The sequence below is a fragment of the Pseudomonas sp. MF6394 genome (assembly GCF_002018845.1).
Classification (GTDB): domain Bacteria; phylum Pseudomonadota; class Gammaproteobacteria; order Pseudomonadales; family Pseudomonadaceae; genus Aquipseudomonas; species Aquipseudomonas lactis.
Window position 1 is genome coordinate 1 of sequence record NZ_MVOJ01000063.1, and the last position, 11828, is coordinate 11828.

Annotated in this window: 12 protein-coding genes and 3 pseudogenes; 1 reads left to right on the forward strand and 14 read right to left on the reverse strand. The window is 59.8% G+C overall.

The features are described 5' to 3' along the window. The first annotated feature begins 318 nt into the window (after nucleotides 1–318). Nucleotides 319–681: a TSUP family transporter gene (locus MF6394_RS32420; protein WP_238597328.1), complete on the forward strand. Its 363-nt coding sequence runs from the start codon at nucleotides 319–321 to the stop codon at nucleotides 679–681. A 506-nt stretch (nucleotides 682–1187) separates the two neighbouring features. On the opposite strand, the gene MF6394_RS32425 is transcribed toward MF6394_RS32420, so the two are convergent. The 14 genes and pseudogenes from MF6394_RS32425 to MF6394_RS32485 all read right to left on the reverse strand — a co-directional run. Next, nucleotides 1188–2339: a S1C family serine protease gene (locus MF6394_RS32425; protein ID WP_070413682.1), complete on the reverse strand. Its 1152-nt coding sequence runs from the start codon at nucleotides 2337–2339 to the stop codon at nucleotides 1188–1190. Nucleotides 2340–2358: 19 nt separating this feature from the next. Then, a pseudogene (locus MF6394_RS32430) lies at nucleotides 2359–3322 on the reverse strand (zinc metalloprotease HtpX). Further along, the gene (locus tag MF6394_RS32435; RefSeq protein WP_004152114.1) at nucleotides 3309–3797 is read right to left on the reverse strand and encodes a phosphate-starvation-inducible PsiE family protein; all 489 of its coding nucleotides are present in this window, start codon (nucleotides 3795–3797) and stop codon (nucleotides 3309–3311) included. The pseudogene MF6394_RS32430 and the gene MF6394_RS32435 overlap by 14 nt, the downstream one beginning before the upstream one ends. 11 nt (nucleotides 3798–3808) lie before the next feature. Then, nucleotides 3809–3973, reverse strand: coding sequence for a diguanylate cyclase domain-containing protein (locus MF6394_RS35315; RefSeq protein WP_443217267.1), 165 nt, complete (start codon nucleotides 3971–3973; stop codon nucleotides 3809–3811). Beyond that, nucleotides 3921–4433 (reverse strand): GGDEF domain-containing protein, encoded by a 513-nt coding sequence (locus tag MF6394_RS34890; RefSeq protein WP_274521151.1) that lies wholly within the window; start codon nucleotides 4431–4433, stop codon nucleotides 3921–3923. The genes MF6394_RS35315 and MF6394_RS34890 overlap by 53 nt, the downstream gene beginning before the upstream one ends. Continuing rightward, nucleotides 4337–4837: pseudogene (locus tag MF6394_RS34980) on the reverse strand (PAS domain-containing protein); the annotation flags it as partial. The pseudogene MF6394_RS34980 and the gene MF6394_RS34890, both read right to left, overlap by 97 nt. Beyond that, entirely contained in the window at nucleotides 4834–6540 is a 1707-nt protein-coding gene (locus MF6394_RS32450) for a cation:proton antiporter domain-containing protein (protein ID WP_078468281.1), read from the reverse strand. The gene MF6394_RS32450 and the pseudogene MF6394_RS34980, both read right to left, overlap by 4 nt. Nucleotides 6541–6543: 3 nt before the next feature. After that, nucleotides 6544–6984 carry a heat resistance system thioredoxin Trx-GI gene (gene trx-GI, locus MF6394_RS32455; protein ID WP_000787151.1) on the reverse strand — a complete coding sequence of 147 codons (441 nt, stop codon included), beginning with the start codon at nucleotides 6982–6984 and terminating at the stop codon, nucleotides 6544–6546. Continuing rightward, nucleotides 6974–8119, reverse strand: a complete 1146-nt coding sequence (locus tag MF6394_RS32460; RefSeq protein ID WP_029611654.1) for a hypothetical protein — start codon at nucleotides 8117–8119, stop codon at nucleotides 6974–6976. The genes trx-GI and MF6394_RS32460 overlap by 11 nt, the downstream gene beginning before the upstream one ends. A 98-nt stretch (nucleotides 8120–8217) precedes the next feature. Next, nucleotides 8218–8829 (reverse strand): HdeD family acid-resistance protein, encoded by a 612-nt coding sequence (locus tag MF6394_RS32465; protein ID WP_000993372.1) that lies wholly within the window; start codon nucleotides 8827–8829, stop codon nucleotides 8218–8220. 85 nt (nucleotides 8830–8914) lie between these two features. Beyond that, complete coding sequence (locus MF6394_RS32470) at nucleotides 8915–9802, reverse strand: YfdX family protein (protein ID WP_078468282.1); 888 nt, start codon at nucleotides 9800–9802, stop codon at nucleotides 8915–8917. A 102-nt stretch (nucleotides 9803–9904) separates the two neighbouring features. Continuing rightward, nucleotides 9905–10813: a heat resistance protein YfdX1 gene (gene yfdX1, locus MF6394_RS32475; protein WP_078468283.1), complete on the reverse strand. Its 909-nt coding sequence runs from the start codon at nucleotides 10811–10813 to the stop codon at nucleotides 9905–9907. A gap of 21 nt (nucleotides 10814–10834) precedes the next feature. Then, a complete protein-coding gene (hsp20-GI, locus tag MF6394_RS32480) occupies nucleotides 10835–11293 on the reverse strand; it encodes a small heat shock protein sHSP20-GI (protein ID WP_016782889.1) in 459 nt (152 codons plus the stop codon). Between the two features lie 146 nt (nucleotides 11294–11439). Beyond that, a pseudogene (locus tag MF6394_RS32485) lies at nucleotides 11440–11828 on the reverse strand (Clp protease ClpC); the annotation flags it as partial.

The following is an 11828-nucleotide window of genomic DNA, read 5'->3' on the forward strand; positions in this document are numbered from 1 at the left end:
GAGTGGGGTCCGGGTGGCGAAAACGTAAGAAATACTCGTCGAATTGATTGTTTTTTGATCATTTGGCGAGTTTAAAAGTTGCGCTAGGTGGTATGCCGGGGAAATACATGGCTACTTCAGACCATCCCTAACGCACAGGACTGCCAGCGGTTAGTCAGCGCACGCCATCAGCAAGCGTTGGCGAACTCTTTGTTTGATGGGCTACGGCAACACTTCAGCCGACGCCCTCCAGTGAACACTTATCTAGCTTGGCAGAAGGACCAGGAAAGATCCTAGTCTAGCTTTGTAGTTTCAGGGCGCTGAAAAGAAAAATGAGCAATGACCTCAAGTAGAGAAAAAAACAAACCAATAGTATTTGGTAGCGGCACTATTATCGGTGCCCTAGGTGGGCTGATTGGCTTGGGTGGCGCAGAGTTCAGGCTGCCACTACTCATCGGATTGTTTGGTTTCGGTGCGTTGGAGGCTGTCATTCTCAACAAGGCCATGAGCCTCGTGGTGGTAGCCACAGCTCTTCCATTTCGCGCATTCAGCGTTCCCTACTCTGCGGTCTTTGAACGGTGGGACATCATCGTCACGCTTCTGGCTGGAAGCCTTGCGGGTGCTTGGTTTGGAGCGGGATGGGCAACCAAGCTCAAGAGTAAAACCTTGTACCGCGTTTTGGCAGTTGTGGGATGCAAATAAAGTTTCATCCTAACCCTAAAAACAGAGAGAAACGTCGCGCGCTCTCCTATTCATAAAAAATCCCTTTTATATCAGTATGTTGTGAGCACTTACACCCGAGACTGGATCGTTTTGCCTTTCATGGGAGAATGATTAAGGGCGCTAAAGTATCATCCTAATTTTCGCCCAGGCTCGAAAAATACGGTAAATGGTGAAAATAAAGATTCATCCTTTTCCGATGTTGCCCGTTCCAACACGTAAGCAGTCAGTCAGAAAAAACACATAGATCCAATCCCTAGCGAGCATTGAGCTCTCTCATCCGTGCCAACTGCTCCAACCCTTGGACGCCCTAAATGCTTACCCAAAAAAATCAACACCTTCTTTTAAAAACACAATCAAAAATGACACCCTTATATCCATTTAACCTAAACAGCCTTCCCCCCACTGCACTAGCTAGGGCTCGTAGTTCGGCGCAAGGCTGAAGTCGCTTGGCTGCTTCGCTGTGCAGATCCATGACCCACTTTCCATCAAACTCCCGGTTGTAGTTCCACAAGCATCTCGCGAGTCTTGCCGGCCCGCTCCACTAACAAGACCACAACATCTCCAACGTTCTTGTCGTCTAGCCGGGCCTGTAATGTGGTGACGTCGTCGACGGCGATACCGTCGATGCTGATAACGCGATCGCCGGGCACGATGCCGCCTGCGGTGACCTCGACGCCGACGAGCCCGGCCCTGTGCGCCGCCGAGCCCGGCGTCACGCGCAATACGAATACGCCCTTACTGCCGGTCAGCGCCTGCAGACGCGCGTTGAGCTGCTCATCCACCTCGATGCCCAGCGCCGGACGGATGTACTTGCCGGTCTTTATGAGTTGCGGCACCACGCGCATGACGGTATCGACCGGCACCGCAAAGCCGATGCCGGCCAAGGCGCCAGACGGACTGTAGATGGCGGTATTGATGCCGATCAGCCGCCCAGCCGAATCGAGCAGCGGGCCACCGGAATTGCCGGGGTTGATAGCGGCGTCGGTCTGGATCAGGTGGTCAATGGCCGGGCCACTGGCGTCGCCGGAAAGGGTGCGGTCAAGCGCCGAGACGATGCCGGTGGTGAGCGTCCAGTCGAGCCCGAAGGGATTGCCAATGGCAAAGACCTTTTGCCCCACCTTGAGATCGGCACTGGTGCCCACCGGCACCGCCGGCGGGCGCTTGAAGCCGACGCCAATCTTGAGTACCGCGATGTCGTGCGCAGGACTGGCGCCAACGAGCGCAGCCTGATAATCGCGACCGTCGGCCAGTTTGACCGTGGCAGACGATGCCCCCTGGATCACGTGGAAGTTGGTCACCACGTGGCCGGCATCGTCCCAGATGAAGCCGGAGCCGGTGCCGCGCGGCACGGAAAAGACATTGCGCGACCAGACGTCACGCACTAGTTGTGCCGTGGTGATGTAAACCACCGACCCGCGCGATTTTTCGAACAGCTCGATGGTGGTTTTTTCGTCGGCGGCCAGGTCGCCGCGCGGCGTCACCGTGCGCTCCTGCGTTTCGTGGGGACTGAACCAGGCTTCGATGGCGGGCAGGAACTGCCACAGCAGCATGAGTGCGGCGATGCAGCCAGTGATGACGAGCCAGCGCCGGATGAATCGATCCGGCGCCGGGCGGCTGTAGGGGTCGGGGTAGGTCACGTCATTCTCCATGTTGAAATCAGCGCCAAAGGCCGCCGGTGCGCCAGCGTGGCGGACGTGGTGATACGGTCACCTCGGGGACGAAACGGGCCGATGGAAACGGCGGCATCGCGGGCGGCGGAGCAAGTTCCAGCAAGCGCTCAATGCGTTCAGCCGTCGCCGGATGCGTGCGCAACCAGGAGGGTTCCGGATTGCCCCATCCGGGCAGCAGCCAGGCGCGCCAGGAGCGGCTCACCCGCTCGATCTTGGCGAGCGCCGAGGCCAGCCCGTGCGGGTCGCCGGTCAATTCGGCAGCGAGCCGGTCGGCGTCGAATTCGCGCACCCTGGACAAGCCCAACTGAGCCAGCAAGGCCAGCTGTGGCGCGACCGCCAGTAGAAGCAACGCGGGCCAATTGACTTCCGTGACTCCAAGCAATAGCGCTGGCAAGCTGAGCACGATCGCAAGCTGCCCCAACAAGGCTAGAAGATGGGTGAGCCGGCTGATGGAATCGGCCAAGCCCATGACACGCAAATCCTCGTTCGCAATATGCGCGATTTCGTGGCCGAGCACGCCGGTCAACTCGCGGGGCGTGAGGCTACGCAGCAGGCCGTCGGTCAGCGCGATGGCCGCGTGATGCTTCGAACCGGTGGCGAAGGCGTTGACGACCCCGCTGGGCACGTAGTGCGGTACCGGCACGGCAGGCAGCCCGGCCCGCGCCGCCAGTTCCGCGCAACACAGCCCAAAGATCGGGCGCTTCATCCGGGTGCAGGGGGCGTGCGCCATACAGCCGCAAGGTCAGCCCGGAGGCGGCCGCCGGTTCGAGCAGCAGGGTGAACCCCGCGGCCGCAAGCGCCAGCCAAAGCCCGCCGTCACCCAACAGCAGGCTGCCAGCGACGGCGGCAATCCCGAGCAGGGTCAGCACCAACAGCGCGGTTTGCAGGCGATTGAGCCAGCGATGCCGCGCGCCGACATTCTGCGCGTGGCGCAGATCACGACTGATCATCTGAGCTTTCCCCGGCTGTCCGGTCATCGCGCTCGCGCAGCAGCCAGTAAGTCGCCCCGAGGGCCAGTGTCGCGCCTGCGAGCGCCGCGACCTTGGCGGGGCCGGTCTCCGGGTCGAGGATCACGAATTTACGCGCCAGGGCGATCAGCCCGATCAGGATCACCGTCTTGACCTGGATGATGCTGTCGCGCCGCAAGGCCACCCGCACGATGGAATGCTTGAACTCCATGGCGATGAGCAGCGTCATGATCATGCCGAACACGGTCTGGAAGACCTTGTGATCGAGCGGATTGAACGCATCAATGATCAGCAGGCTGAAGACGATCGAGATCAGCTGCAGCAGCGAGACCACGATAATCACGGCAATGATTGCGGACAGCGCGAGCGCGATCACCTGTTCGAAGCGCTCGTAGAACGTCATCACTGCCCATTGGGCGCGAAATGTTTTGATCGGGTCTGCTTGCTTTTCCTTCATCGCCACTCCTCTCAATTCTGAAATACTTGTGCACCCACAACTTGGTTGCGCCCTTGTCTTTTTGCCTGGTAGAGCGCGCTGTCCGCCTGCTGCATCACCTGCTCGACAGAGTGCAAACGGGGGTCAAGGAGAGCCTCCCCCCATGCTGGCGCTATAGCTGATCGACACCTCTCCACACACCACCGCTGTCGCCGCAGCGTCCTGACGAAATCGCTCCGCCCATACTTGGGCGTCTTCTATCGATGCCGCTTCCAACAACACAGCGAATTCCTCCCCCCCAATCCGGGCAGCCATGTCGGTTGCGCGAACATGTTCCCTCAACCGTGAAGCAAAGTGCTTGAGCACCTCATCGCTGCATCCGTGTCCATAGGTGTCATTGATACGCTTGAAGTGATCGATGTCGCAGAGCACAAGTGCTGCTTGTATCTCGGTGCTGCGTTTGAGGCGCTCCCATTCCAGCTGTAATCGTTCGTTAAAGCCCGCCGGTTCGACAAGCCGGTCAAGGGGTCGGTGATCGCCATACGCAGCAACTGCTGCTCCATTTCCTTGCGAGAAGAGATGTCGAGCAGAGTGCCGACTATCAGTTGCCTGCCCGCGCCACCCAGCCAACGGCCGCGATCCAGCACCCAAATCCAAACGCCAGATCGATGACGAACGCGGTACTCGCACTCCAATCGCTCCGACGGGTTTTCTTGGTAAGCGCGCACCTTTGCCAGAGCGACCGGCAAATCCTCCGGGTGAGTACGCGCTTGCCATGCGGCATGGGTGGCGCCAACCTCCTCGTCGGAGGTCAAGCCGAACATCGCCAGACTGCGGGCAGAAAGCCTGAAGCTGTCGGTAGCGATATCCCACTCCCAGAATCCCAGCCCTGCGCCCTCCAGGGCGATGGCGATCCGTTCCTTGTCATCGATTTGCGCTTGTTGGCGATGCTTCAGCTCGTCACGCCTCTGGCGATTGGTACGAACAAAACGCCATAGCGCAACCGCCATGCCAATATTGGCAAGTAGCGACACCATCAGCCAAATGGTCGGCCCGTTCATGGTCTATCCCCACCTGACTCACTGAGTGTCTGCCGTAATTCCTCGATCCGGTGGTCGACTTGGTCGGCGTTGATGCCCAACATCAACAGTACCTGCTCGGCCAGTCCCAGTCCAGCAGCCAGGTACAACGGGTACAGTCTGACATTGGGCAGATTACGCAAAAGCTGGGCATCCGTTACGCGCTCAGTGGCCACCACCACGGACAAGCTCAGGCGGCGGTCGAGAATCGCCTGAGCGATACGCAGGGCCGTCTGCGGACGGGCAAACGTCAGCACCACCAGGCGGGCATGGGCCAATCCGGCGGCGGCCAGGGTGTCGAGCCGACTGGCATCGCCATACGACACCGGCGCCCCCATCGCACGCCCCGCTTCGACCCGTTGGCGGTCCGATTCCAGCAGCAAATGCGGTATGCCTGCCAGGCGCAGCGTTCGGCTCAGCAGCAGCCCGACGTCATCCGCCCCACAGATGATCACATGGTCGCGTAACGACCGCGCCCGCTCGGCGACTTCGCCTTCTTCGGCCTGCGGTGGCTGACCGAGTGCGCCCGAGCGGCTGAAAGCCCGCGCCCATCGGTCATGGTGTCGGATCAGGAGCGGTGCCAACCCCATGCTCAACACCAGCGCCACCAGCATCGGTTGCACCATGGTGGCGGCGATCAGGTGCTGCTGCATGACCATGCCCAGGAGCAGCAGCGCAAACTCGCCGCCATGACCCAGCACGATGCCTGCGCGCCAGGCGTCGAGCGCCGACAGGCGGGTTGCGCGCAGCGCCAGAAAGTTCAGCCCCATCTTGAGAGGCACCAAGGCCAACAGCCAACCCAGTACCGCCAGCGGTGCGGCCACGATCTGCGCGGTGTCCAGCTGCAGGCCGATGGTCACGAAGAACACCCCCGACAACACATCGCGAAACGGTTTGAGGTGGCTTTCCATGTGGTGACGGAAGTCGCTCTCGCCCAGCGCCATGCCGGCCAAAAACGCACCCAGGGCGGCGGATACGCCGACCGCGTGTGCAGCAGCGGCGGCAGCCACCACCACGCACAAGGAAACCAGCACGAAGGATTCTTCGTGGCCCTGCCGCGCCACCCAGCCCAGCAGGCCATGCAACAGACGACGCGAGGCAACCGCCGCTGCCGCGAACAACACCAGCACGCCCAACACTTCGAGCAGCACGCTCTCGATCTTCGGCGAGTCGCCGCGCGCCCAGATCGCCAGCAGGGCCAGCAGGGGCACGCTGGCCAGGTCCTGAAAGACCAGCACGGCGATGGCACTGCGGCCGTGGCGGGTGGTGAGCTCGCCTTGGTCGGCCAGCTGTCGGCTGACCAGCGCCGTGGACGACATGGCCGCTGCGGCGCCGAGCAGTGCAGCGCTCTGAGCTGGCTGACCCAACCCGATCAGCACCAGGGTCAGTGGCGCGGCCACGACGACCATCTGCAAGCTGCCGGACGCCAGTACGGTCTTGCGAGTGAGCCAGAAGTGCCCCAGCGAGAATTCCAGTCCGACCATGAACAGCAGCAGGGCCACACCCAGTTCGGATATGAAAGTCAACGCCTCTCCCGGCGCGATCACACCGCTGACCGAGGGGCCCAGCAAGGCGCCGACGGCGAGGTAACCCAGCAAGGCGGGTACTCTGAACGCCGCCGTCGCCACCACCGCGAGGCTGCACGCCGCCAGCAGGATCAGGGTAGTGCCGAGCAAATCCTGCATCGGTCAGCGTCCCACCTGTGCAGAGGCCCAGCGCACGATGTCCTGCGAGCCCATGGCGCCTGCCTGGCGGGCGATCTCACGTCCGCCCTGGAACAGGGCGAGCGTCGGAATGCTGCGGATACCGAACTGCGCGGCCAGGTGGGGCTCAGCCTCGGTGTTCACCTTTGCCAGCCTGATCCCGGGTTCGAGCTGGCGCGCGGCTTGTTGAAACTGCGGCGCCATCATCTTGCACGGCCCGCACCAGGGCGCCCAGAAATCGACCAGCAGCGGCAGATCGCTGCGCTCCACGTGGCGCGAGAACGTCGCCGTCGTCAACTCGATGGGCTCGCCGGTGAACAAGGGCTGCTGGCAGCGGCCGCAGTTGGGACGATCCGCGAGCTTGGCGGCCGGCACGCTGTTGATGGACTGGCAATGTGGGCAGACGATGTGGAGTTCATTTTTCATGGTTCGCTTCCTTGGACTGCGGTGAGGTTGCCTCGCTTCGGATCACCGACATCGCCGACCAATTTACGCCTTTGATCCAATCGTTCCCGTCTTCGCTCACGCCGGCATCTTCCACGTGAGCCGCAATGAAGGCTTCGGCTTGAATGAGCCCCGCTCTGACAGCATCTATCTTATTAGGCATCCGCAGGATTTCAGCAGCGCAGCCTGCATCCAGCCCATCCACCCGGATAAGCAGAAAAATGCGGCGCCACAAGTGCGGCATACCCTTCATCAGGTCGAATGCAAATGCGAATTCGCTCGATCTGTCACCAATTTCCTCCTGTTCGGCGATTGCTGCTGGGTCGGGAAGCCGACTATCAGCCATGACGTCGGCCAGGCTGAGTGCGTCATCAGGCTGATAAAACTCGTAGAACTCTTCCTCTACCATGGCCTCCGCCATGTCCTGCGCATCCGCTTCGACCGGCGCATCCAGCGAAACGGCCTCGCCATATTGCCGGCTGTTTGCCACTTCGCGATCAATGACGGCAAAAAGATGCTTCAAAAGATCGAGGTAAGCGGCATTTTCTTCTGGAACGGATGTCCATACCGATTCAGCCAGAGCAATCGCTTCGTCCACCACGTCGTGCAGCGTCGGATAATCGCGAGGCAAATCACCGGCGGCATGCAGATAAGCCAACTCGCGTTGCGCAACGGCCTCAACCTTCGGCAGCAGCGTCTCGATTATCCCGCGTGCTTGCTGGACGACAGAGGCAGGTTGAGTGTCGATCCGCGCCTTGAGCTCGCGCAAGCGTTCACGACGCGCCTTACGCTTGATTTGATCCTGAGCGCTCAGCCGATCAAAGTGCTTCTTGGCCTGCCGGAACAACGCCTGCGCTAGCATGTGCGCGAGAGGCGTCAGATCGTTATGCGATGCAGTGACGCTGACGATTTTTTTGCCCGGCAAGTGCATGTGGCCACTGGCCGTTAAGCGAGATCCTTTTTTCGCGCGTTCGAGGACGATTTGAAGACGTACCGAATCTTCGGAGCGCTTTTCGATCAGCGGCTTGAGAGCGGGTTCAACCGCTTTTTCTACAGACATTCGCCAAGGTTCATGAAATTCTTTTTCGACGAGTCGATAGCTATATTGTATACGCATGCTCAAGCCCTTTAGGGTTGTCCGCCCAGGTGAGTGGACCCGGGTGATTGGATATGTTGATTTTCAAAGATGATCTTACGGTTTGGTTTTTCACGCCCTTACCGCTGACGCGCTTTGCGCAAACGCCAACTAAGAAGCAAAAGAGTCATACCGAAGATCGCAGCATGGAAACCCAATACCCAGCCCGCGGCCAGAAATGATTCGATCGGGCGGGTAAAAAACATCCATAGGATGATCGCACCGAGGAGCACGGAAAGCAGCCCGCTGAGGGCAAGCCAGATCTCGCCCTTGATTTCCCGGCGCAGACGAACGGCGGCGGATATCTCCAGCATACCGGTGAAAATTGCCCAGAATGCCACGCTTACCCACAAGAAATAGGCCAACGCCAAAGTGGCAGCCAGAGGGGCAACTACCACAACGACACCGGTGAGTATGCCGACGATGCCGCTGAACAACAGCCAGCCCCAGCGCTGCTTTTGCCGCATTTGCCGCACCGCTGCAACCAGGTTGAACGCACCATTGACCAAAGAAAATGCGCCGAACACTATCGTCATGGCGAACAAAGCCGAGTGTGGCATCCAGAATGCGAGGACTGCAAAAATCAACGCGAATATGCCGCGCAGCGCAAACAACCACCAATTTTGGGTCAGTGAACACACGGCATCGGCAGGGTTATCCGCATTCGAATCGGCGATGGTATTTGCATTCATGCGATATCTCCTTGATGGATCATGAGATCAGGAAAATCAAGCCTTCATGGCGAAGAGAGGGGCTATTCGCCCCTCTCTTGCGGTTTTAGAACAGCTTTGACAGTCTCGCCTTGATTTCATCGAGCCAGCCTTTTCCGCTCCCGCCTCCGGCCGTCTTTTCCTTGACTTTCTTGAGTTTAGAGTACAGGGGCTCAAAGTCCTTCTTTTTGCCATAGCCCAGCAGTTCTGCCATTTCCAACTGCTGCCGGGCTTCGTTTAACAAGTCCTGCAGGCGTTCACCGGACGCCTCGCTGCGCTGGCCATCTTCTGTCAAGGTCTCGGCGCGCTTGACGAGCAGTTTGGCGCGCAGGATGGGCAGCGGGATGACGCTGAGTGTCTCGACGAGCGTGCCGAGCGCCAACTGCAGCGCGGCCTTGGCCTCTTCGATCTTGCCCTGATCGATCAGCGGCACGACGGATTTCACGGCTGCCGGGTAAGTCGCCAGAGGGATGTTGGTGACCGCAATCACGATTTCGCTGGCCAGCAATGCCAACACGCGACGAGCGCGTTGCACCTCGCCATGTTTGAGGGCATCCAGCGCCTCGTCAGTCATCGCCTCAACGGTTTCCGTGTTGGCGAACAAGTCGTGCACGATGGTGCGCACATCAACGGGGGCCAGGGCGAGCGTGGGTTCGCGTGCAACGATCAGCTCCAGCTTTCCCGTCACTTCGGCCAGCGTTGCCAGTGCTCGCGCGGATTCTTTTTCGTCCAGGGCCGCCAGCGCTGATTTGGTCAGCGCCAAGGCCGAGACGGCCTCATCGAGGACTTGTTTACGTTTGTCTGCCGCTTGCGAGTCCGTTTCCTTCTGAACCTCAGGCTGTACCTCCGTGACGACTTCAGGCTTGGGCTCTGGTCTGGCAGGAAGGCTGCTTACCGCGGCCTGTTCGTTCGTGCCTTCGTTGATCGCGTTGGGATTCGATGTTTGCTCATTCATGGTGATATGCCTCGTATGAGATAGTGAAAATAGGGGAATCTATTGGGGCCGACTGCGAATATCGCGAGACTGACCGATGGAGCAGTCGGCCCCTTCATCACCTCAAAACAGCTTTTGGATGCGCGTCTTCAACTCGTCGAACCATCCATTGCCGCTTTTGCCACCAGCCGACTTTTGCTCAATGGACTTCACCTGATCGAAGATGGGTTTGAAGTCCTCCTTCTTGCCATAACCCAGGATTTGCGCCAGCTCGATCTCCGTGCGCACGGACGACAGCAAGGTGCTGAGCTCCTCGTTCTGCTTGGCATCGCGCTTGTCAGTCTCGGCCAGCTTTTCAGCTTTTGCTATCGCGGCTTCGGCCCGTAGCACGGGCAGAGGGAGTACAACTTGGGTGACCACCAGCATGTTCAGTGCTCGGGCGAGCTCTGCTTTGGCTTCGTCGATCTTGCCGCTGTCGACGAGCCGTGCAGCCGACTTGATCGCTGCCGGGTACGTTGCCATGGGCAGGTTGTCGGTTTCGATCACGATTTCGCTGGCCAGATTGGCAACGATGGGCCGGGCCTTTTGCACCTCGCCATCACCCAACAACTCCCGAGACAACTTGACCGCTTTCTTTACCGATTCCACGTTGGCGTGGATATCATGGGTGATGACGCGTACATCGACCGGCGCCAAAGCAAGTTTGGCGTCGCGTGCCAATACCAGTTCCAGCTTTCCGGTGGCCAGTTCCAGCGCAGCGAGCGCCTCCTTGGTCTTATTTGCATCAAGGAGGGTCAAAGCCTCCTGGGTCTTGGTGAGCGCCGTGATGGCGTCCTGAGTGAGCTCGGAACGCTTTTTTTCGGCTTCCTGGGCGGCCTTGTCGTCTACTTGTGGCTGCGCCGCCTTGGGTGCGACAGAGGGCGCTGCAGCGCTTGGACTTGCCGCCGATTGGGCCAAAACCGGTCCACTCAGTCCGATGCAGACCGCCAGGGCAAGTGCGGAACGGATGTATTGGGGCTGTTTGATATTCATGATGTTGGACTCCAATTGAAGTTAATTGACTGAAATTTCAATCTGCTTCGGCTTGGCTTGCTCGGCCTTGACAAGCCGCACTTCCAGCACGCCGTCTTTCATCGAAGCCGTCACCTTGGTCGGATCAACGTTGTCAGGTAAGACAAAGCTGCGCACAAAGCGGCCATACGCACGTTCGATGCGGTGGAATTTCTTGCCCTGCTCCTCTTTTTCCAGTTTGCGCTCGCCGCTGATGGTGAGTACGCCGTTTTCCGCGCTGACGCGCACGGCATCCTTGGGGACCTCCGGCAGATCCAGCTTGAGGAGGAATGCGTTCTCATCCTCGCTGATGTCCACCATTGGTGCCCAGTCCGCCGTGGTCATGGCTTCGTTGCCGGTACGGGCGCCCTGTCGCTGGGGGGGCCGTCCCAACATCGTCGCCAGGCGGTTTTGCAATTCATCCAGTTCCCGGAAGGGGTCCCACGGAGTCAATGCAGACATATCGGTTCTCCTTGAACAATGCCGGCGAATTGGATGACGCACCGAACAGAGCCGCCGGCGCACTCTGAATAGCGCCTACTACTTTTCGTTTCCATCAAGAACAAGTCCTTGGGTCAATTGAAGGATCACGACAGCCTCCCCATGACTCAAGATTCGCCGCCCGCTGACTTTTTCTTGCGCGCAGGCTTGCTCGCGTCGCTCGGCGGCGTCTCGGCCACGTTCGCGGCATCGGGCTTCTCAGGCTCGGCCGGCTTTGCGGGTGGCTCCTGGCGCTCGAAGACCACCCGTTCGGCCTTGTCGTCCCAGCGTGCGCTGGCGTGATCGCCCTTGCCGATTCCGCCGCCGAGCATCTCGCGTGCCAGCGCGGTTTCCAGCTCGCTGCGGATCAGGCGCTTGAGTTCACGCGCACCGAACTCGGGCTTGTAGCCTTCCTCCGCGAAGTGGTCGATCAAGGTCTGATCGAAGGTCAGCGTCACGCCCTGGCTGGCGGCGTTGCGGGCCACACGATCGAGCTGCAGGCCGACGATATGGCGGA